16 protein-coding genes are annotated in these 22,660 nt (G+C 60.6%); 8 read left to right on the forward strand and 8 right to left on the reverse strand.

Annotated elements, in window-relative coordinates:
- Positions 1–42: 42 nt before the first annotated feature.
- The 4 genes from RBH26_RS19195 to RBH26_RS19210 all read right to left on the reverse strand — a co-directional run bounded on the left by RBH26_RS19195 (position 43) and on the right by RBH26_RS19210 (position 4,204).
- Positions 43–1,017, reverse strand: coding sequence for an NAD-dependent epimerase/dehydratase family protein (locus tag RBH26_RS19195; RefSeq protein ID WP_306759986.1), 975 nt, complete (start codon positions 1,015–1,017; stop codon positions 43–45).
- Positions 1,014–1,952, reverse strand: a complete 939-nt coding sequence (locus RBH26_RS19200; RefSeq protein WP_306759987.1) for a DUF362 domain-containing protein — start codon at positions 1,950–1,952, stop codon at positions 1,014–1,016. The genes RBH26_RS19195 and RBH26_RS19200 overlap by 4 nt, the downstream gene beginning before the upstream one ends.
- On the reverse strand, positions 1,949–3,052 hold the full coding sequence (locus RBH26_RS19205; protein ID WP_306759988.1) for a Gfo/Idh/MocA family oxidoreductase: 1,104 nt from the start codon (positions 3,050–3,052) through the stop codon (positions 1,949–1,951). The genes RBH26_RS19200 and RBH26_RS19205 overlap by 4 nt, the downstream gene beginning before the upstream one ends.
- Before the next feature lie 189 nt (positions 3,053–3,241).
- Positions 3,242–4,204 carry a polysaccharide deacetylase family protein gene (locus RBH26_RS19210; protein WP_306760001.1) on the reverse strand — a complete coding sequence of 321 codons (963 nt, stop codon included), beginning with the start codon at positions 4,202–4,204 and terminating at the stop codon, positions 3,242–3,244.
- Between the two features lie 291 nt (positions 4,205–4,495).
- Between RBH26_RS19210 and RBH26_RS19215 the strand changes: the two genes are divergently transcribed.
- The 3 genes from RBH26_RS19215 (at position 4,496) to RBH26_RS19225 (ending at position 7,979) form a co-directional block, all read left to right on the forward strand.
- The gene (locus RBH26_RS19215; RefSeq protein WP_306759989.1) at positions 4,496–6,088 is read left to right on the forward strand and encodes an alkaline phosphatase family protein; all 1,593 of its coding nucleotides are present in this window, start codon (positions 4,496–4,498) and stop codon (positions 6,086–6,088) included.
- Between the two features lie 432 nt (positions 6,089–6,520).
- Entirely contained in the window at positions 6,521–6,712 is a 192-nt protein-coding gene (locus tag RBH26_RS19220) for a hypothetical protein (protein ID WP_306759990.1), read from the forward strand.
- Between the two features lie 244 nt (positions 6,713–6,956).
- Positions 6,957–7,979 carry a polysaccharide deacetylase family protein gene (locus RBH26_RS19225; protein ID WP_306759991.1) on the forward strand — a complete coding sequence of 341 codons (1,023 nt, stop codon included), beginning with the start codon at positions 6,957–6,959 and terminating at the stop codon, positions 7,977–7,979.
- Positions 7,980–8,136: 157 nt separating this feature from the next.
- Here RBH26_RS19225 and RBH26_RS19230 read toward each other — a convergent pair whose 3' ends face one another.
- Positions 8,137–9,372: a DUF1616 domain-containing protein gene (locus tag RBH26_RS19230; RefSeq protein WP_306759992.1), complete on the reverse strand. Its 1,236-nt coding sequence runs from the start codon at positions 9,370–9,372 to the stop codon at positions 8,137–8,139.
- Between the two features lie 350 nt (positions 9,373–9,722).
- Here RBH26_RS19230 and RBH26_RS19235 point away from each other — a divergent pair, with 350 nt between their 5' ends.
- Positions 9,723–11,045 carry a PGF-CTERM sorting domain-containing protein gene (locus tag RBH26_RS19235; RefSeq protein ID WP_306759993.1) on the forward strand — a complete coding sequence of 441 codons (1,323 nt, stop codon included), beginning with the start codon at positions 9,723–9,725 and terminating at the stop codon, positions 11,043–11,045.
- A gap of 901 nt (positions 11,046–11,946) precedes the next feature.
- On the opposite strand, the gene RBH26_RS19240 is transcribed toward RBH26_RS19235, so the two are convergent.
- Positions 11,947–13,065, reverse strand: coding sequence for a DUF354 domain-containing protein (locus tag RBH26_RS19240; RefSeq protein WP_306759994.1), 1,119 nt, complete (start codon positions 13,063–13,065; stop codon positions 11,947–11,949).
- A gap of 170 nt (positions 13,066–13,235) precedes the next feature.
- Between RBH26_RS19240 and RBH26_RS19245 the strand changes: the two genes are divergently transcribed.
- The 3 genes from RBH26_RS19245 to RBH26_RS19255 all read left to right on the forward strand — a co-directional run bounded on the left by RBH26_RS19245 (position 13,236) and on the right by RBH26_RS19255 (position 16,876).
- Entirely contained in the window at positions 13,236–14,522 is a 1,287-nt protein-coding gene (locus tag RBH26_RS19245; protein WP_306759995.1) for an antibiotic ABC transporter permease, read from the forward strand.
- A complete protein-coding gene (locus RBH26_RS19250) occupies positions 14,519–15,712 on the forward strand; it encodes a glycosyltransferase (protein WP_306759996.1) in 1,194 nt (397 codons plus the stop codon). Before RBH26_RS19245 ends, RBH26_RS19250 begins: the two co-directional genes overlap by 4 nt.
- A gap of 144 nt (positions 15,713–15,856) precedes the next feature.
- Complete coding sequence (locus RBH26_RS19255; RefSeq protein WP_306759997.1) at positions 15,857–16,876, forward strand: GNAT family N-acetyltransferase; 1,020 nt, start codon at positions 15,857–15,859, stop codon at positions 16,874–16,876.
- A 202-nt stretch (positions 16,877–17,078) separates the two neighbouring features.
- On the opposite strand, the gene RBH26_RS19260 is transcribed toward RBH26_RS19255, so the two are convergent.
- Positions 17,079–19,046, reverse strand: a complete 1,968-nt coding sequence (locus tag RBH26_RS19260) for a hypothetical protein (protein WP_306759998.1) — start codon at positions 19,044–19,046, stop codon at positions 17,079–17,081.
- Positions 19,047–19,518: 472 nt separating this feature from the next.
- Here RBH26_RS19260 and RBH26_RS19265 point away from each other — a divergent pair, with 472 nt between their 5' ends.
- Positions 19,519–20,562 carry a glycosyltransferase family 61 protein gene (locus RBH26_RS19265; protein ID WP_306759999.1) on the forward strand — a complete coding sequence of 348 codons (1,044 nt, stop codon included), beginning with the start codon at positions 19,519–19,521 and terminating at the stop codon, positions 20,560–20,562.
- A 98-nt stretch (positions 20,563–20,660) separates the two neighbouring features.
- Here RBH26_RS19265 and RBH26_RS19270 read toward each other — a convergent pair whose 3' ends face one another.
- The gene (locus tag RBH26_RS19270; RefSeq protein ID WP_306760000.1) at positions 20,661–22,220 is read right to left on the reverse strand and encodes a flippase; all 1,560 of its coding nucleotides are present in this window, start codon (positions 22,218–22,220) and stop codon (positions 20,661–20,663) included.
- Positions 22,221–22,660 lie beyond the last annotated feature (440 nt).

The following is a 22,660-nucleotide window of genomic DNA, read 5'->3' on the forward strand; positions in this document are numbered from 1 at the left end:
CGAACCCAAGCGAAAATCCACTGGAACTGCGTCCGGGCGGCGCTACTGCAGTTCCTCTCGGTACCACTCCATCGTCTCCGGTAAATGAGCCTCGAGCGGCTGGTACTCGTAGCCCAGTTCCGACTGGGCCTTCTTCGACGTGTAGAAGAGCCGCTCGGTCGCTAACTGGGCCATCTGGCGGTCGAACGGGAACATCCGCACGCCGGCGACGGCACTCGCTGCCTCGGCGACTGGACCGGCGGCGTGGATCGCCGTCGCCGGGACCTGAATCCGTGCGGGTGTGCCGTCCAGGGTATGTGAGAGACGTGCAACCGCCTGGCGGTAAGTGAGGTTCTCGCCGCCGAGGATGTAGTGTTCGCCGTTGCCACCGCGGTCGGCAGCCAGCAACAGGCCGTCGACGACGTCCGAGACGCCGACGATGCTCAGTCCGCCCGGAAGATACGCTGGCATCGTCGGCTCGAGGCCCATCGAGAGCAACTGGGCGGTAAACGCCTCGTCACCGGGACCGAAAATCGACGTCGGGTGGGCGGTGACGGCCTCACCGTCCGCTTGGGCGTACTCGTCGACCAGTCGCTCGGCGATCGCTTTCGATTCCTGGTAGGCGCCGATCGGTTCGGCGACGTCGGTCTCGTCCGCAAAAGAGGCGTCGCCGTCGGGCCGTCGCGTCCCCGACGTGCTCGTAAAGACGAGTCGGCCGATCTCACGGTCGCGACAGGCCTCGAGGACGTTTTCGGTGCCGTCCACGTTGACCCTGTGGACGGTCTCGGGACCCGCAGACCAGAGACCGATGCCGGCCAGATGAAAGACGACGTCGGCGCCGTCGACGAGATCACGTAGCGTCTCGCCGTCGAAGAGGTCGCCGACGTACCACTCGATGTCGCGGTCCTCGAGATCGCCCCGATCTGACGTCGGCCGACTCAGTCCACGAACGTCCCAGCCGTCCGCGAGCAGCTGTGTACAGAGATGCGAGCCGAGAAATCCCGTCGCGCCGGTAACGGCTGCGATGTTCCCCGTCATCGTGGCTGCTCGAGCTGTGGCGGGACGGCGTCGCCGGCCACCGCGGCGTACAGTCGATAGGCGGCCGTGACGGCCGGATGTGTCTCATCGCGTGGCGGAAGCTCGCCATCGGGCAACCGCCGGCGAAGCGACGCGAGGTCGACGGTCGCGTCGTCGGTCACGCTCTCGACGGTGATCGAGGAGATGTCCTCGTCGAGAAGCCGTCGGAGGGCCGGATCCAACTCGATCGAACGCTCGAGCAGCGACGAGCCGACGGCGTCGACCTGTGGTGTCGGGCCCGCAAACAGCGCGTCCGCCGCGACCGGATCGCCGCTGTAGACAGTCGTCGCGTCGAGCACCGAGAGGGCGGGGTCGACAGCCCGCGTCGTCGCGATCGCGGTCTCGTCCGCGCCGGCGACGCTGGTCGCGAGTCGACCGAGCGTTCGCGTTCCGCCGGCGACGGGGCCGTCCTCGGTCGGTCGAAGCGTCGGCACGACGACGACGGTGCTCTCGAGGAGGCGATCGGGGACCGTCACGGACACCTGCTCGTCGTCGACGGGTACGACCACGTTCTGCCGGTCGTCGTCGGCGAGGTCGACGAGTTCGAGATCGAACCGCTCGGCGATTCCCGGATATCCCAGATAGTCAGCCGTTCGGTCGAAGGCGATCCGATCGTCGGTCGCGCCAGCGACGGCGACGTCGGCATCGGTCCAGTCGGCGAGCTGTCTGGCGATCGATCCGACGACGGCCGGATCGGTCACCATCCCCGTCGACGGATGGAAGGGGTAGTGGGTGTCGGGAACCAGCGTGAGCCGATCGCTCGCCGTCAGCGAATCCACGTAGGGTTCGAGGACCCCTCGAGTCGGCGACGCAAGCGTCACCAGTCGGCGATCGATATCGGGTGTCCAGCCGCCCCGTCGCTCGGGAGCGTCGACGCCAGCGACGTGGACGCTCATGGCGTCACCTCCGGCGTCTCGAGTTCGTCGCTCTCGTTCGTTTCGGCCAGTTCGTAGGCGGTCTCGGCGAGTTCGAGCGTGCGGCGCCCGAGGGCACCGTCGACCGGCGGTTCCTCGTCGTTTCGAATCGCCGTACAGAAGTCCGCGAGTGCGTCGTAGTGGGCCTGGAGGTAAAGCGTAGGGCCGAAGACGTCCGGCTCGCCACCAGTGAGCCGGCTCGCGACGTTCGACAGCGCCGACCGGGCCGCGCCGGCGTAGAAGTCCTCGGGGATGTGGTCCTTGTTGCTGATCGTGCCCGTGACGCCCTCGAGTCGCAATCGTGTGTTGACCTCGGGGAGCTGTTCCCACTGATAGGTGCCACAGTGGAGTGTGATCGTGGTGTTGGTCTCCGGCGCCCGAAGCAAGACTGTCGCGGCGTCCTCCGCGGGGATATCAAGCGACTGTCCTGTCGTCGCGTCTCGAACCTCGAGGTCGCCGAACAGCCACTCGAGGACGTCGAAACAGTGGACGCCGAGTTCGACCAGCGAGCCGCCGCCGGCGGTGTCGGGATCCATCGGCCACTCCGGCGGCGCCTCGTCGGCCGGTGGCTTACCAAGTGGGTGGTCGTTGAGTCGCGTGATCGAGGCGTAGGGAACATGGCCGACACTCCCCTCCTCGTAGGCGTCTTTGACCCCCACCATGTCCGGCTGATAGCGCAGCGTGTGATCGACACCGACGGCGATCCCCGCGTCGGTGGCCGTCTCGAGTAACTCGTCGGCCTCCTCGGTCGAGCGGGCCAGTGGCTTCTCGACGAAGACGTCGATCCCCTCCTCGGCGGCGCGTTCGACGGCGTCGGCGTGGAGAAACGGCGGCAGTGCGACGACCGCCGCGTCGAGATCCTCGTGTTCGAGAAGCGTCGTGTAGTCGTCGTACGTCCGCGCGGCGCCGGCGCGTTCGGCCCGGTCACGGTTTGCCGGGACCGCGTCGGCGGCCGCGAGAACCTCCACGTCGGGCATCGCGACCGCTGACTTCAAGTGAACCATGCCGATGTTACCGACGCCGAGTACGCCAAGCGAGAGCGCACTCGAGTCGGTCCACCGGCCCAGAACTGTCGGTGGCATCTGTCCCAGAACGGACCGGGAGCGGGCTTTGTTATCATCGCCATACACGCGAACAAGAGGAGCCAACACGGTCGATCGATGTCTCGAACGATTCCGACCGGCGGCGGATCGTACGGACTGCTGTACCGCTGTCCTGCCGATTGCCAGGGCAGATCGGCGATCGGCGGGACGTGACGACAACAGACTGTGTCAGTTCCGACTCGCTTTTCGTCGGCTATCGAGAGTCCCCGCGGCGCCGTCGATCCCGCGTGATCGACCCACACGTCGTGCGACGTCGGCCATCGTCTCGACGACGAGATCGGTCTCTGCGCGGCGCCGCTCGAGATGGGAGAGTATCGCCCGCATCCGGCGGTCGTCGCGTTCGCTCGTCAAGTTGTTGGGGTGGAGCCACATGTGAAAGATCCCATCGGACCTGGCCGCTTCGTCGATCCCCCGACAGGCGAGTTCGAGCATCGGATCGGTCCAGACTGACTCGGCGACGGTCCGAGCGGGCCCCTCGAAGCCGAAGAGAAACAGCGACGCCGGGACGTCGACCAGACCGTACTCGTCGATGTGGGGGTCGACCAGCAGTGACCGATCGCGAACGAGCGAGTCGAAGACAGCCCGGACGCCGTCTCTGTGTGGGGATCGGCCCCGATACGCTGAGAGGCCATACTCCGCCAGCACGTCCCGGTGGGCGACGTCGTTACGCGGATAGATGAACGAGTCGACGGTCTGGTCCCACTCGTCGGCGAGTTCGGTCGCACGCTCGAGTTCCGCGGCGGCGAGGTCGCGATCGGTCCGTTCGTCGCCGAAGAGGACGTGGGAAAACGAGTGGCTCGCGAACTCGTGGTCGGCGTCGGCCTCGAGGAGTGCGGTCACGAGATCCGGACAGAACCGCAGTTCCTCCCGGTCGGCCCAGGACGTCCGTTCACGCTCGAACCAGCCCGGCGGCGCGGGATGGTCGTCGTGACGTCCGTCACAGTCCTCGAGCATGAGGTGGCCGACGACGGCCCACGTTGCGGGAACGTCGAACTCGTCTAAGAGTTCGAGCATCACGGTCCAGCCACGACGACCGGACTCGACCCGTTCGGACGGAGGGTCCTCGAAATCGTGAAACCCCCAGCCGAGTTCAGCATCAAGCGAGAGGACGACGCTACCCACGGCACCCACCACCGGACATAACCCGATGTGCGCGTCTCATACTCCCGATCCAGTCGAACGACCGGTTTTGTTATGGATCTCCTTTCGGTCCCGCTGGTCGGCGTAACGACGGGTATATGTATCTTGCTCACACCCCTCATTGGAGTGTCCCGATACGGGTGTAACGACGACAAAACCGACAGAAAACCAACTGAATCGTCCGAATACAGCGATCTGGTTCCCTGAAATCTCCCCATAACAAAGCGGTCATCTCGGGATTCCACGGACAGCAGGCGTTTCCGACGTCACACCTATCCAATCATGAGCAGGTCTACCCCGACAGCCGAGCGAGCGTTCGTGCTCGGATTCGACGGTGTTCCGTGGCGACTCATCGAACAATGGAGCGACGAGGGCGAACTCCCAAACTTCGCCCGGATGCGCGAGGAGGGTGCCGCCGGTATCCTCGAGAGCACACAGCCAGCGACGACACCACTGGCGTGGCCCTCCATCGCGACCGGCGTCTGGCCGGACAAACACGGCGTCTACGGCTTTCAAAATCTCTCGTCGGATTACACCCACGAGATGTATACGAGCCACGATATCCAACAGCCGACGCTGTGGGAGCAGGTCACGCCTGCCCACGTCGGCAACGTGCCGATGACCTACCCTGCCCAGGAGATCGACGGCACGATGGTAACCGGGATGATGACGCCGTCGACGGAAAAGGAGTACACGCATCCACCCGAACTCAAAACTGAGATCGAATCCCGCGTTCCGGACTACGAGATCAGCCTCGACTACCCCGACTACGCCGGTCGACTCGACGAGTTCGAGACGGCCGTCGACGAGATGCTCGCAAAGCGCCGCGAAGTGATGCGACTGCAGATGGACGAGGCCGGCGACGACTGGGAGCTGTTTTTCTTCGTCTTTACCGCACCCGACCGGTTCCAACATCTCGTCTGGGATATGGACCGGCTGCTCGACCACTACAAGAAACTCGACGATATCCTCGGCGAAGTGATGGCCTACACCGACGACCACGACGCCGACCTCTATACGGTCTCGGACCACGGGTTCGGTCCGCTCGAGGAACTCGTCTACGTCAATCACATTCTCGAACAGGATGGCTACCTCTACGAACAGGAAGACGAAGGCGCCCGCGGCGCGCTCTCGAGTCTTGGGATCTCCCGGGACCGAATCACGGACGCGCTCGATCGGGTCGGCATCTCGGAAGAGAAGATCGTCGACACGCTGCCCCGCTCGCTCGTCGACAGGGTCGCCGAGCAGATCCCCGGCGACCACGCCCTCTACGACGTCGACTACGAACGGACCGTCGCGTTCGTCCACGGCGCTGGCTGTCTATACATCAACGACACCGAGCGGTTCGACAGCGGCGTCGTCGAGCCGAGCCAGGTCTCTGACCTAAAGACCGAACTCACCGACCTCTTCGAGTCGGTGACCGACGACGACGGCGAGGCGATGCTGACGGTGTTCGACGGCGACGAACTGTTCCCGACCGACGACGGGTCGCCGGACCTGATCGTCAACGGCCGGGGCGTCTACGAATCGCGCAACGGCCTCACCGACGAACCGACCGGCGACACCGGTACTTACGCGGCAAGCCACGGCAAGGACGGCATCGTGCTCTGTCGAGGTCCATCGATCGAGGACGGAGCGAATCTACGGGGTGCTCGAGTCGTCGACATCGCGCCGACACTGCTCCACGGTATCGGGGAACCGGTGCCGAAAAACGCCGACGGACGAGTGTTGTTCGACGCCTTCGACGAAGACGCCTCGCCGGCAGAGACGAAAGTCGAACGAACGACAGTCACACAGACCGAACGCGGCGAGGAAGTCGACGACGACTTCGACGACGTCGAAGATCGACTGAAGGGGCTCGGCTACATGGAATGACGTTCTCCCCAGGGCAAACGCTGGGGATTTACTCCGAGAGTGCTCGTGTCGACTGTTCTCGAATATTGTTAGCTCAGTAATACGTCAAGTCATAATTTTTCCACACAGTGTCTGTAGGTGTTATTTCCTCGTTGTGTTCGGTCGAACGGTGCTACATACACGTAAACCACACTATAATTAAGGATACCAGTGATGTGTGGTTCACGTACGTATGCTGCGGTGGGTGTCGACACGGACGGTCACCGATGGACGACGCTCTCGCACATACGACATGTGAAAGTATGTCACGAACCCAGGTGCTCTTCGGGGTTGGAATGGCAGCGATCGGAGCGAGCGCAGTCGTCAAGTCCACCGTGTGTTCGTCGAATCATCAGCAAAGCGACGATCAGGCGGCACCGACTGAAACGACCGTTCCGCTCAGGAGCGACGACGATGAGTCCACGAGACGGCGGCTTCGGTCCCTTCGACACCGGTTCGAGCCGAAGCGATACATCGATCCGATGTTTCGATCCCCGTGACCGACGGCTCCGCGTCTCCGCCCTCGCGCTCCCGGTGATTCTCGACGCGACGGTCGGCTTCGTTACTCGAGTCCGGAAGTCCGAATCGGTCCGAAAATATCACTGATCGAATGCACTATCTCATCCTGACTCTCCGTTATTCGATTATTTACTAATATCGTGTCGCTACCGAATCGAAACGATCAATCGGACTATGAAACAGTGCAGTCAGGATCCGGTCCTCATCGACCGCGAAACGGGATTCGAATCGGTCTCGGCAAGACGGGCCGTCAATATACTGGCGACACGACGACCAGGCACCACGGTATCGGCTCGAGTCACCAACCGATTCGAACGAGCGAGGAGCCACGATGACTAACGAGACGGGCCATAGAACCGAATCGCCTTCGCAAAGCCGCGGTGACGAGACGATCAATGAATCGACCGCGACGGGCGATCCCAGATACAGCGAGTTCCCGCGTGATCGATCGCCGCTGCCGGGGGATTCGACGTTCGCGCTCTGTCTGACCCACGACGTCGATCGTCCCTACAAGGGGCTGCGGGCGCTGTACTACGCCACACAGGGACGGCCGGGATATCACCTCCGAACGGTGTTCTCGTCGGCGAACCCCTACTGGCAGTTCGAGGAGATCATGGCCCTCGAAGACGAGTTGGGCGTTCGCTCCGCGTTTTACTTCCTGAACGAACAGCATCTGCTCGCCGAACGGCCGGTTCGCGACTGGGTCTCGCCCGCAAACTGGGTCCAGCACCTGGGTCGCTACGATATCACCGCGCCCGAGATCGTCGACGCCGTTCGTGATCTCGACGACGGCGGCTGGGAAGTCGGGCTCCACGGCTCGTATCACACCGCGGACGATCGGACGCGACTGCGCGAGGAGAAGACGACACTCGAAGACGTCCTCGAGCGACCGGTCGTCGGCTGTCGACAGCACCACCTGAACCTCTCGGTCCCCGAGACGTGGCGCCACCACCGGGCGATCGGTCTCGAGTACGACACGAGTCTCGGTTCGGGAACGGAATGTGGATTCCACGCGGGATATCGGCCGGTACGGCCGTTCGACGACGAGTTTCTCGTCTTCCCGCTGACGATCATGGAGCAGGCACTCCCGAATCCGGGAACCCGACTCGAGGATGCACGCGAAACGTGTGACCGCCTCCTGATGGAAGCAGCCAAAAACGACGCCGTGATGACCGTGCTCTGGCATCCACGGTATTTCAACGAACGGGAGTTCCCCGGCTACCGCACGCTGTATCGGGAGCTCGTCGAGCGAGCGCTCGAGCTCGGCGCGTGGGTTGGTCCGCCACGTGAACTCTACACCGAACTACAGCGAACGGACGACGTGGAACGGCCCGATACTAGAGTGAGGCTATAGTCGCTATCGCGTTTTATACTGCCGGACAAAACCATTGTGAGCAGTCGCCGCTCCAGCCCGGAAAAATCTCTTCAGCGACTGCTGTCCGGCAGTATGAGAGTCCGGAATCGTCTCGCAGTAACTGACATCGACGCTTCGATCCGGTCAGCGGTCACCGTCAGTCGTCGTCCTCGCCATCGTCGTCGGCTTCCTCTTCAGTCTCGTCATCGTCGTCGGCTTCCTCTTCAGTCTCGTCATCGTCGTCGGCTTCCTCTTCAGTCTCGTCATCGTCGTCGGCTTCCTCTTCAGTCTCGTCATCGTCGTCGGCTTCCTCATCATCACCGGCTTCGTCACCGTCGTCTACGTCGAGATCACCATCGATTTGCGACGCCGTCTCAGTGGACTCGGCCACGTCAGTCCAGAAGTAGGTATCACGATACGCGTTGTCGTTCGTCGGCGTGTCGGGAACCGACCCATCGTACAGTAGCACGGAGAACCGAACGGTTCCGTCGTCGGCCGTCGGCGTGATCTGCAATTCTTCGGTTTCGTTCTCGCCATCTGCGACCGTGACCTCCGTACTGTCGGTCGTCGTTCGCTCGAGCACCTCGCCGTCGTCGATCCATTGCTCTTGGACGACGATCGTGTACTCCGTCGACTCACCCTCTCGGTTTTCGATCGCTGCGGTGACCGTCGCCGTCTCGTTCGACTCGAGCGCATTCGGATAGTCAGCAGCGACGAGTTCGCCCGATTCGTTCTCGGTGAGCAGTTGGAGATCCGTATACTCCTCGCCCTGTTGTGGAGCGATGAGTGCATACCCGACGGTCGTTATCGCGATCAGAATGCTGAGGACGAGGACGATATTGACGGCGGTATGGAGTGTCGATTTCGTATCGAAGATCGCGCTGTGAGCAACTCTGAGTCGGCGTCCGAACTCGACCTGGTACCGTTGTGTGGGCGGGACGGCGAGCCGTCGGCCGACTGCGAGGGTGGCAGTGATTAGCGCGAAACAGCTCACCGTTCCGACGACGGCACCGGTCGTGTAGCCCCACGGCGTCACTGCAAGCGCCAGCCCCAGAAGGGGAAGCAGCGCAACGCTCAAACCGAACGAGAGGGCCACACGCTCGACGTCACTTACGTGTCGTACCTGTGCGATCCGAAGCGAAGACTCGGTGTCCGAGACGGGTGCCGCTCGCGGAAAGAGCAGCGAGACGGTGACGTATCCGGGAACGAGAAACAACAGCGGAAACCCGACCGCTGCTCGAGCGACCGTCGACGAAACGTCGACGACCGCCAACAACACAGCCGCACCGATGACGAACGCGGCAACACCGAACAAGTCGACCGGAGCGCTCGCGACGAGGTTGCTGTTTCGCCGCCGCAGGGCAGCAACCGGTTTGGTGAGAATGTCTTTCATTGGAACTGGTAATTATCGAGCGTTCAACTGAATCCGGTATTGTTACTTCTCGGTTACCGAATACGTCGTTCAGTTAGGACAGTCATTACTCCCGAACTCGTTTCTCGTCCGATAACGCAACGTACCCGTGACTCGTCCACGGTCGTACCGTCCGTCGAGTTCGGTATCGGCGCTCGAGACGGTCGCTGTCTCGTCACAGCTCTCGTGATCGTCAGTACAGTACGACGGAAATGGAATCGTAACAAAGTCGTCTGAATAGAACAACGGGGTATGGAGACGCGAATGGTTCAATGCATAGGTTTTCGGAGTGAAACGAATCTTCGGGACGGGCGGAGGCTTACGGTGTGGCCATGAGGAGGAGTTCGCTGTCCGTCGTCGCAATCGTTTTTCTGCTGGTGGTCAGTGGGACTGCCGGCGTCGCACAGCCGACTGGGATGGAAACCGACGTGGACGCACAACTGAGTACACAGTCGGCAGACAGCTACGTCGTCGAGCAGGGAGACGTCTGTCAGGAGATCGAACCGTTGTCGACTAGCGAAACGGTCGAGTCGTTCTACGACTATCGAAACCACGACACAGAACCCGAAGGACTGTACAGTTCCTACGGCACAACACATCTCCAGGAAGACGAGACGAGCATCCTCTTCCTCCACGAAGGAACCGACGGGATGAGTCTCGTCATGGTCCACGACCAGCTCGAGGGAGACTCCGACGGCGGCTACGTAACGTTCGATATCGTCGGTCTCCCCGGCGAATCCGAGTGGGTCGTCGAGAACGACAACTACTCCGCCGAGACGAACATCGACGAGTTCCACCGCGGCGACGGCTGGGCCGAGGCATCCTGGATCTGGCGTGGCGCTCGAACCGGCGGCGGCGCGATCCAGGGCGGACTCAACGACGAGTTCGGCGTGACGATACAGCCGGCGTTCAACGAGGATGCCCGCATCACGCACGAGAACCACGACCACCCCGATTCCGACTTCTACGACGAAGGCGAACTCGAGGACTGGGAGGTCCTCTCCGGTGACGCCGACGATCCCGACCGAACGACTCTCCCATCGCTCGAGGAGCCGGTCACGATTCGAACCGGCACGTGTGGTGATCCGTCGGTGACGTACGATCGAACGGACGACGGAATTACCGCCAGTATCGACGGCGCAGCGGCCGACGACCAAATCGCGCTGCAGCCACCGTCCGGAACGGCCGACAACGCTACCTTCGAAGCAGTCGAGGTGACCGGCGTCGACGGCTCCGGGACAATCGCGTTCGAAAACCAACAGCCAGCGGACCTGCCGGCGTCACCACCTGGCGTCGAATCACTATCGTATCTGACGATGACCAGTGACGAAATAGAGGACGGATCGGCGACCGTAACGGTCAGCGTCGACGCGGCCCTCCTCGAGGAACACGGACTCGAGCCCGAAGACGTTGCACTCTACGGAGCGGACGGCGACGAGTGGATCGAAGGAGAGACGACGGTGAGCGACGAGTCTGGCGCGACGTATCAGTTCACCGGTGAGGTCGCCTCGCTCGAGGCCGTGACCGTTGCGGAGCAACAGGAGCCAGAGTCCGAGTCCGAATCAGAGTTCCCGATGCCCGGGTTCGGCGTTCTGGGGGCGCTCGTGATGCTCCTCTTGGCTGCGCTGTGGGCAGTGCGAAGAACCGACGAATAATCGCACCACGTGACCGGGACAGGGGACGATCAACAATACCGGTTACGACTCAAAACGAGATACCTGTCTCGCCGATGTAGGATCGAACCCTACAAGAGGATCTGCTCGTCGGTGAGGCACTCGCCGACTATTCGTGGAAACTCGAGGATTCCAATCCTGAATGGTCGGCTCATGTGTGGATGCTCGCTTCAGGCACTGTCTAGATCCGTCGAGAAGCCGTTGTACAGCATTCCCCGGGAGAATCATCGCACAGACCGTGGAACCCGAACGTGCTATCCGAAAAACGCCAGACGGGACGGTGTTACGGCAGATTTGAGTTTGCTGTAACACTGCTCTTTCGACGAGGTGATGCCATACGTTCTGTAGAGGCGTTCCAGCACAGGAATTCTCCCGATTCGGGGGTTCTGTTACGGCAAAAACCAAGTGAGAAAGAACGGGGGGTACCCATTGGAACTGCTGTTGATCGATCGAAGAGGGAAGAAACTACGTCGAACGGTAGTGCAACCTCGAGTGCGTATTCTGTGAGGCGGCCACTTGGTGTGCGGTTTGTTGGACTGGAGAACAGTGGCAGCCAGAGCACTGGAATAGAGTGTCGGTACTTCCCGAAGGTCGCTTCGTGAGTTGTGTTGAGTCACGGGAAACTCGAGCAAACGCTGATGTGGTAGCTGAGTGAAGGTCGAAATAGAGTTCACAGGTGAAGGAATCCGCGGTAAGAAGGCTGGGATACGCTGTTCTAGGCGAATGCTGTTGCTCGTTAGATCGGGCACCGGACCCCAATAGTATGGCCGTTACAGCGGCGACGGGGGTGTCCCCCTGTTGTCGATGAAGCGTAGAAGGTCTCGAGAGAAGCGCACGGACCTCACGGCTACAGCAGCGACTTCACGATCAGTCCGACGTCCGATCAGTCCCCGCCGACACCGATCGGTTTCGCTGGCTCGGGTTCGGGCGGCTGGCCGAACTGATAAAGCGCCTCGAGGTCGGCGACACGGCCCTGGACGAGCGCCACGTCGACGATTACGTCGGTGAGGTTTACCGTATCCCGCAGGAACTCGGTTCGTCGCCGTTGCCAGGTCTCGCGAGTGTCGTCGGCCGTGAGCAGCGAGACCGATCGCTCGACGATCTCGTCGGCCGACGTAACGTTGTGGATCAGCCCCTGATTCTCGAGTTCGACGAAATTACCCATATCGTCGTCCCCGACGAACGAGTTCGAGCGGATCGCCGGCGTCCCGAGCAGCGCCGCCTCGGTGACCATCGTCTGCGTGTCGGCGACGAGCAGTTCGGCCTCGGCGAGGGCGTCGTGCATTAGTGCGGGATGGAGGTCGAACGATCGAGCAGGGAGAGACTCGAGGTCGACGTCACCGCTTTCGTCGGAGACGAGCACCGTCGCCTTCTCGCTGAGTCGCTCGACGATACGACGCCGATCGGCGCTCGTGATCCCCCGTTTGCCGACGTCGTGTTGCGATCCGAAGGCGTTGAGCCGGAGAATGACGTACGGTTCGTCACTCTCGAGTCCGAGTTGCTCTCGGATCGAGTGGTTTCGCTCGTAGATCTCCGGATGGAGGTACGCACACTCCTTGAACCCGGCGAACGTGTAATGGTGATCCCCGAGATCCTTTCGGAAGGTATGTGGCGTGAGGACAGCACGCGCAAACGGCGTCGAGATCGTGTGATCGAACGACGCCGGCTCGGAGTCGATGAGCAGGACCGTCGGCGTCCGGGTGACGGCGCCAGTGTGGGCCGCATAACACCCCATCCCGAAGACGAGGTCCGGATCGTAGTTCCGAGCGTGGCGGATCGCGCGGGTGTAGTGAGCCGGCAGCCGACTCAGAAGCGACCCTTTCGAGGTGTCACACGCACCGTAGGTCACGTACGGGAGATCGTACCACTCGAGTAGATCCGTCGTGCAGGTGTAATCTCGAGCGAGGACGAGCGTCTCGTGGCCACGGTCACGTAACCGTTGGACGGCGTGTTTGTACAGATGGACGTGCGCCGGGGTATTCGTGAAAAACAGGTATTTCATGCTGAGCAGCACCCTCTTGTGTACTGATGGTTTCAAAGAGAGTGAGTTTGTTATCTAGCTCATACCGACCAGTGCGAACAAGCGACTCGAAACCGTCCGATCCTCACAGTTCGAGGGCGAGACCGGTAGCGAGCGTATAATAATGTGAATATGTCCTGAAAACTGGATAGATGCAACCGCATGGACTCGTCGAACCGGACGGAGAGGCCGAGACAGCGGCGCATGCTCGTGAATTCGACTACTACTTCTCGACGCTCGATTCGACTCTCGAGTACGCTCGCCGCCGGGATTACACCGGCCCGGATTACGGAGACGGAATGAGTAGCCAGCTCCTGCAACGGCTTCCATTCGAAAACCGATTTCTCAATCTAGCCGTACAGGAAGTCGTCAAGCGAACACCGGTCGACGTCAGACCGCTGTTGCGCGTCGAGCACCGGCGAAACTACAAGGGGGCCGCACTGTTTACGATGGCCAACCTCAACTATCACGAACTGGCGAGCCACCGTGGAAGCGACCGCACGCTCGACTTCGATCCCATCGACGAAGCCGAACAGCTCGCCGACTGGCTTCTGGAAGAACGTGTCACTGGCTACAGTGGGTTCTGTGGCGGCCACCGCCACGAGATGCAGCATCTCCATACGAAAGGGGTGCCGAGCGATCCCGACATCGTCTCGACCGCGTTCGCAGTCAAAGCACTGCTGCGTGCCGCGGAGTTAGACGAACGGTACGCCGAGATCGCGCGAACGGCGACCTCGTTTCTGGTCGAGGACTTGAACTACCGAGAAGTCGAGGAGGGCGCAAAGATCGACTACCACATGAACCACCCCGAGGACTCCTACACCCTCAATTCCGCCGCGCTCGGCGCAGGGATGCTCGTCGATCTCTACGAATACTTCGGCGACGACGAACTCCGCGAGCGCGCAACGAAGATCCTCGACCATCTCGCCGCCCACCAGACCGATATCGGCGGCTGGCCCTACCGACTCCCGGCGGATGCATCCCATCTCTCGATGGACAGCCACCACAACGGATTCATCATCGAGTCCTTCCAGCGATATCGCGACGTCGTCGACGCGGATCGGTACACAGAGACACTCGACGACGCCCTCGAGTTCTATCGCGAGGAACTGTTCGAACTCGACGGCGCACCGAACTTCGACGAATCGAACGCCTATCCACGGGACATCCACGCCAGCACGCAGGGACTACTAGTGTTTACGCGCGAGGGCGACCTCGAGTTCGCCGAGCGGATCCTCCGGTGGGTGCTCGCGAACCTGCAGGTCGAAGACGGCCAGTTCTACTTTCGGAAACACCGCCACCACACGAAGCGTGTGACGCTGATGCGGTGGTGTCAGGGATGGATGTCGTATGCGATGTCGGAGTTTCTGCTGGCGTGTCAAGACTCGCAGTCCTGGACTCGAGTCCGTGCTGATCGATCCGCGACGCTGCAGTCATGAGCCGCACTGCTGGGGAACGGGCGGATTCCAATGGTCCGCTCACGAACGAGTCAACAGCAACGAAAGGGGAGCAGGAAGACCACGAGCCGATCGATTCGAGATCGCGGTGGCGAGATCCAGTCGAGAGGGAACGCTGTTCCCAGGACGCTCGCGTACTCGTTGTTACTGGCCTAGGACACAAACACGAACGTCATTACGGACCGCTCGCGGCCGTCGCCGAAGAGACGACACTTGTCTGTCTCGATCCGACCAGCGACATCGACGACGCCAATTACGTTCAGGTCCCCGAAATCGGGCCACGAATCCTCCGGGTCGTACTCCTCTTTTTCGTCGCTCTGTACGAGGGGTATCGAAACGAATACGACGCCGTCGCGTCGATCTCGCTGCTTCCGTACGGGCTCTACGCGCTCGTGTTGAAAGCCGTCTACGGCTATCCAGCACATCTGGGGATCATCGGGATCGATCTCGACCATCACGCCCAACAGTGGTACAGCGCCGGCCCGAAATGGGCGTTCAGACGGTTCGATGCGGTCTCCGTTCCTGGCTCCGACCACGCCGAGCGACTCGCCGAGTGTGGCGTCTCGCCCGACCGAATCGAAATCCTGACGAACGCGATCGATATCGATCGGTATCGGCCAGTTCAGGACGGCGTCGAGACCGACTACGATTTCGTCTGGGTCGGCCGATTCGGCGAGGAGAAAGATCCGATTCGGTTCGTCAGGGCACTCGCGGAACTCGATGCAAACGGTCATGAATTCACGGCAGCGATGGTCGGTGACGGGCAGCTCCGAACCGAGGTCATCGACGAAATCGAGCGTTCAGGGCTCGCCGACCGTGTCGATCTCACCGGCTGGGTCGACGATCCACAGTCGTACTATCGACGCTCCGAGACGTTCGTGCTCACCTCGCGTCGCGATGCGCTGCCGCTTGCGATGCTCGAGGCGATGGCTTCGGGTCTCGCACCGATCGTTCCACGCGTCGGATCAGTTCCGGACGTCGTCACCGACGGCCACAACGGTCTCGTCGTTCCGAATCGGGAACCGACGTCCATCGCTGCGGCGATGGAACGGTGCCTGGACGAAGAGTTCCGGGAGCACATTGCGACGAACGCGACAGCCGTCCGCTCGTCGTTCTCGATGGACGACGCGAGTGCGGATTGGTATCGGATCCTATCGACGCTCGAGGGTTGAGTCGCCATTTCGAAGTTCGATTTTCACTCTTGGTCATCTGGCCTGTTCGTTCGAAGATCCCTTCGGTCTCGGATCAATTCACTCGTCGTTACCTTCCGGTAACAACGAGATAACAAAACGAATAGTCATCTCACGAAGAAGCAAATGGATATCGAACGACTGACGCTCGAGGAGTGGGACTCGGCGTTACCAAACTCCGGGTTTGAAGTGTTTCACGATCCAGATGCACTGGCTGTCCTCGACAACCACGTCGACAGCGAATTACGGCTGTACGGTGCCTTCAAAGGACAGCAAGCCGTCGGCCTCTTGCCGGTGTTCGTCGACGAGAAGGCAGTCGGTCGAACGGTCTTTTCCCCGCCTGTCTCGCTCGGCGTCCCTCGACTCGGTCCACTTATCAATCCGAACAGTCCGAAGCGTCGGAAATGGGAGCGAATCAACAGCGAGCTCGCCGAAGGCGTCATCGACGATCTCGAAATTGAGAAACGCTCGACGTTGTTCCGGATGACCTGTCCGGTAGGGTATACGGACCCGCGGCCGTATGGATGGAACGAGTTCTCGATCGAGCCGAAGTTCACGTACGTCGTCGATCTCGAGGGCTGTACCGACCTCGAGGACGCGATGAGTGGGTTCAGCAAGAGCCTTCGAAACGAGATGCGACGGTACGACGATCTCGATCTCACGATCGAGACCGAAGGGATCGATTCGGCACTTCGGATCTACGACGATGTCGTCGAACAGTACGAAGAGTACGACGATACCGCGCCCATGTCCAGGCTGTTCCTCCGCGACCTGCTCTCGGGTCTGGACGACGACCGCTGGCGGGTCTACGTCGCGCGCACGCCCGACGGAGAGTACAAGAGTGGCATCATCACGCTGTTTTCGAACGACCTGGCTTACTACTGGCAAGGCGGTGTCATTGCGTCCTACAAGAACGTCAGCGTCAACAACCTTCTCCACGGTGTTATCTTAAACGATCTCGTCACCGATCCCGAACTCGAGTCGGTGACGGGCTACGATCTCGTCGGCGCGAACACCGAACGACTCTGTGAGTACAAGGGGAAGTTCAACGGAGAGTTGCGACCCTACTACGTGGTCGAGTCGGAGGGACTTGAGATGACGCTCGCGAAATCGGCATACCAGAAGGTATCGGGATCACTGAAATAACACGAATCTCTATCGAAGCCGTCGCTCTCGAGCCAGCGACGCGCAGAAAAGGTAGCGAACTTCGGTGCGTTCGGGAGTCATACTACCGGACAAAAGTCAGTAAACACCCGATCGCGTCTCGACGCCTGTCGCGTTCCGCGACAGCGTCTCGAGTGCGATCGGTGTGTGCATCGTTTTGTCCGGAAGTATCAGTACTCGGGACTTAGCGAGCGTCGTACTCGACGTCGACGTATGCGTTCCCGTTCAGGTGGAAATCGACGATGTCACCGCTGAACCAGTAGGCGTCACGGGAGTCGTCGACTGAACCTTCGACTTTGTTGCCGTCGATAATGTCACTGTCCTCGATCGACGAGTCCCGATGAGTCGACTTCTCGACCTCGCCGGAGACTTCGAACGAGTAGGCTGCCGAGTCATCAGTTCCGGTCGCATCGATGACGATCGCGTTAGACGGGCCGTCGCCCGTCTCGTCCTCGTCGTCAGCGTCTTCGGCAGTTTTCTCGATGATCTCCTCAACGGTCATCTCCTCGCCGTTCAGTTCGGCCCACATTACGTCCGGCTGGTCGATGTCGATCTCCTTGATCGGACCGTCGACGAGGAATGCGTCGCCGAAGCCGCCGCCGGACAGTCCCTCGGTGTGCCAAACATCGTCCGCCTTCTCGACCGTGACGTTCGATGAATTACTCGAGATTTCGTTCCCGGATGGACTCTCGTAGGGCGCCACCGTCATTTCGACCGGGCCGTCAGCCGTGAACTCGTACTCGGCATAGCGGGCGTCGGGCTCGGTCACGAACGCGAGGAGGTTCTCTTCGACGTCATCATCGTCATCGTCCTCACCACCCTCGGACGTCTCCTCGATGATTTCCTCGACAGTCATTTCTTCGCCGTCGAGTTCAACCCACATCACGTCGGGTTGTTCGATATCTATCTCCGTGATCGGGCCGTCAACGAGGAACGCGTCGCCGAAGCCGCCGCCGGACAGTCCCTCGGTGTGCCAAACATCGTCCGCCTTCTCGACCGTGACGTTCGATGAATTACTCGAGATTTCGTTCCCGGATGGACTCTCGTAGGGCGCCACCGTCATTTCGACCGGGCCGTCAGCCGTGAACTCGTACTCGGCATAGCGGGCGTCGGGCTCGGTCACGAACGCGAGCAGGTGTTCGTCCGCATCGATGTCATCGTCGGCCTCGTCTTTGTCATCGCTTCCATCATTACCGTCGCTCGGCGGCGATCCGCCGCCGCTCGAGGAGCCGGCCGCCGCCTCCTCTGGCGTCAGCGGTACGCCCTCGACCTCGTCGGGCTCGGTTCGGGGCGTCCGATCAGCCGATTCGCCGATAATTTGGGCGCCCGAGCTGTGGCTGCCGGTGCTTTCGAAGTATGTGTTCGTGGCCGTCACTGTCGCATCGTGTTGCCAATGTCCGTCACTGACGACGATGTCACCGAACTGCGTCGAGGCGCTCAGGTCACAGTCGATGACCTCGGTGTCATGGTAGAAGCCCCAGTAGTTGCGGGTACAGTCGGTGACGACACAGTTCTCGAGATACGATCCATCGGAACCAAGTCGGAAGCCAGCCGGCGCACAGTCGGCTGCGTAGGAGTCGCGGATGATGACCTCACCTTGCCCGCCGCGGCCGCTGGAATGGCTGGGCAGGTCGCCGGGCGACGAGCCGTAGACGGCGTTATCGGAGAAACCCTGCAGATTCAGGTTCTCCATAATTAGCGTCCCGGCGTGGGAGTTGCTGACGTAACAGCCGGTTGCCGCGCCGCCGTAGGTCGTCTGCTCGTCAAACGGCGCGGTTCCGTCAGCCCAGTAGAAGTTCTCGACGCGACCGGTCCCACCGGAGTTGACGCTGACGATGAACGGCTCCTCTTTCGTATCGTCGTCCCACGTCCCCTTGATCCCGACATTGCGGACGGTCCAGTCGCTACCGGTCGCACGAATGTAGAACTTCGCGTGCGGAGCGGAGATGTCGATCAGCAGATTCTCGAGTGTCTCGCCGCTGCCTACGCGGTAGGTAACGGAGTCGTGTGCATCAACGACTACCTCGTCGTAATCGCCGTCGCTTGCAGCCACACCCATGCTCGCAGCGATCGTCGCACCGACGCCCGCAACCCCCTTTAGATACGTTCGTCGATCGACAATTTGGTCAGATTCGCTATTTCGGTTACGCATACACTCCTGTTTTCCTGACTTACTGCCGAGTAAGATTGTATTAACCAGTGTTCGCTTTATGGTCAGGGAAACACGATAGTGTAGTTTCCCTGAATATCATGGTTGTCCGTACCACTCTCCGCAAACTCATCGATTCTCATTGCGTCGAAAGCCGAACCCCGACGAGTCCGGGTCGACAGTAGCGTGCTGGGGAAGCGGTCGCGTTCGACGGTCGACTTGTGCTTCCGGCGTGCGCGTTCGGTCTCGTATACGATATCGACCGCTGCTCCGATAACGACGGAACGGCCTCAAAGGTTCGTAAACGCGGTCATAGTAAAGGGTCGGGTCGCAGTTGCTCAAGATAATGAGTGTGAAATCACTCGGTCGCCGGCTCGGTGAACGCTGGTTTCCATTCGCGACCAGAATCACTGGATCGAAATACAATCGCGTTACGCGTGACGAATTGTACGACCGCGCCAAGCGTAACGGATCGATGATCGACTACGGCGAGTTCGAGTCGGTAACCGTTCCGGAGCCCGACGCCTACACCACCGAACTCCCCAACATGAACCGCTGGATCGGCACACATCCGATCTCGAAACCGTTCGTCGGAACGGTCTCCGACGTGCGGCTCGTCGGTTCACCGCCGCTGGCGCTTACTGGTTCGAAGTACATCGGAGATGCCTCGGTAAGTCGTAATGTTCAGACCCTCAATATAATCGAATCGATTCAGGAAACACCTCGGCGGGTCCTCTCCGGAAATGGGACCGGCGAGCAGCTTGAGGAGGCGGTGCTGCTCCACCACAGTTGGGTCGACGGCTACTTCCACTGGGTCGCAGAGTCGCTGACACGCCTAGAAGGCGTCGAACAGTACGTGGCCGAGACCGGCCGGAAGCCGAAGCTAATCGTCGGACCGGATCTGAACCCCTTCCAGCGAGAGTCGCTCGAGTTGCTCGACTACGATGAGGACGACCTCGTGAACTGGCGCGCCGCCCACTGTACGGTCGATCGGCTCGTCGTGCCGTCGATGCGCCGAGAGATCAACCCACCGAACCCATCCCCGTTCTCCCATGGGTGGCTCCGCGACCAGTTGCGTGAGCGGGCGCTCGAAAGCGTCGACACATCGCGCTTCTCAGACCGGGTCTACATCAGCCGCAGTGACGCGGCGACGCGCCGCGTTATCAATGACGAGGCTGTCAAGGGTGTTCTCAAGGAGTACGGGTTTGAATCATACCGGCTGACAGAGATGAGCGTCAAGGAGACGATCGCACTGTTCGCTCAGGCCGACTGCATCGTCGCACCTCACGGGGCTGGACTGACGGATCTCATCCACACCGATGACATCGCTGTCATCGAATTCATGCCAAACGATCGGATCAACGGGATCTATTTCATGCTCGCGAAGCAGGTCGGCGGCTGGTACGGCTATCTCGACTGTGAGCGGCCCGACGACGATATGATCGTTGATACCGGCGATCTCGAGGCGATGCTCGAAGCCGCACTGGATCGCAAGCAGCCGGGCCAACTCTCCAACTGAGATGGACGCTCGGTTCGAGCTATTTCTGCGCGCGGCGCGTTCTCAGTGCCATCGTTGCCAGTACTGGGCTCGAGGCACGGAGTGGTGCTGCTCCTCTTTCAATCGGCAGAAAGGGAGTCGACGTTCTCGCCGTTCGAGTCGTCCTCAGGCATCCAGCGGCGAACGTACGGAATCGTGACGCCGGTGTTATCCTCGAGCAGATCGATCACAACGGCGTCATCCGGCTCGAGACCACCGACGAGGCCGACGATGACGAGTGATGTGAGGCCGACAACGATCAGGGCGGGAAGCAGTGTCAGGAGCGAGAGTGTGGCCCACGAGGAGAGAGCTGCCGCGATCGGCAGCAAAATTAAGGGAAGAGCAACGTAGCTCCGAAGCGCCTCCGGTGAGAAGGGCGTGATGCCGTATTTGAACGCGAGGATACCGCAGATGACCACGTGGACAGTGACCAGCGAGGTGACGGACGCAATCCCAGCGCCCATGAAGCCATACCGGGGAATGAGCGCAAGGTTGATCCCCACGTTCACCACCAGGCCGACGACGTTCCCGATGGCGATCCAAGTGGTCGCGCCGACCGCGGAGAGGGTCTCCCGGTCTCGGCCGGCGGCAACGCTCAGGAAGAAGCCAGCGGCGAGGATCGGCAGCACCGATGCAGCGTCGGTGTACGACGCCCCGAAGAACAGCGAGATCATGTCCTGCGGGAAGACTACCAGCAGGAGAAAGAGCGGAAACGTGACGACGTACACCCACTTCGTCGAGGTCGCGTAGATATCGTCGATCGCATCATGCTCACCGTCGGCGTCGAGTCGCGAGGCGATCGGCAGGTAGAGGAAACCGAACGCCGACAGCGCGACTGTCAGCCCGGTTGCAAGCGGGTACGCAGCGTTGTACAGCCCGACCTCGTAAGAGCTGCGGAAGTAGCCGAGCATCAACGTGTCCGTCTGGATGAGCAGGACACCGATCACGCTCGAGACGACCAATGGGAGCGAGAAGGTGAACAGTTCCCGGACATGAGTCCGATATTTGCCCCGAAGGGGCATGAGCCGTTGGAGAAACACCAGCGAGACGACGAGCGTCAGCGCGGCCGCGAGGAGGTAGGCGGCACCGGCCGCGACGATTCCCATACCTGCGACGATCAAGAGGGCGATCAACGCGATGCGAAGGAATGGATCGAGGAAGTTCTGGATAACCGTCCGATAGATCGTGTTCTCGTATCCCCGAATCGCGGCGACGGCGATCCGGAAGCTGGCAGTAAACGGGATTGCGATCGCCAGCAGCCGGACGAACGACACCGCCTCGTTGGTCTCGAATAGTTGTGTGGCGATCGCGTCGGCGAAGACGAACATCGCGCCGCCGAACAGCGCCGATAATCCAGCCGTGATCATCACGCCGCTCAGCCAGACCCCGCGTCGGTCTTCGACGGCCTTGTACCGGGGGATATACCGCGAGACACCCTGCGGACAGCCGGCGAGCGCGACCGTCAGAGCGAACATCAACAGCGCGAGACCGACGCTCACCTCGCCGTAGGCGTCGGGAGAGAGGAGTCGTCCGATAACGATTCGCTCGCCCAAGTTCGCAGCCGTACTCACGATGCCGCCGACCATGACCAGCGCCGCACTCGAGAGCAATGCCGAAAGTTCTCTTTTCTGGTCTGACATTAGTTGGAATTCAGAACTGAACTACAATCGTTGATCGGCACACATATTATAAGATAGTGTTTACTTCTAATTATAAAATTTGATTGATCATACATTTATTCTGAATATTTGTCGCGCGAATACAGCGGATTGGCGTACCGAGCAATCGGAATCAAAGCGAGCAACCGAAGTAGAATTCGTTCGATTCATTGATTCGGTCAAGAATACTGTCTGGCTTTGTTATCGATCCGTTTCCCAATGAGTAAACGGGTCATACCTCACGAACCTCCTCCTGTCTCTTGAGGTGAAATTCCGAATGATCGATCATCATCATCTAGTTATTTTACCTTATCTATATGTTAAATCCCTTTATTTAATGTATTATGATACTTCGGCTTGGGCTGGAAAGAGCCCATGAAAGGGGTTTTGAACGGCTTCACGAAGCGAGGGTTTAAGATCCG

The organism is Natronolimnohabitans sp. A-GB9 (assembly GCF_030848565.1).
Lineage (GTDB): Archaea > Halobacteriota > Halobacteria > Halobacteriales > Natrialbaceae > Natronolimnohabitans.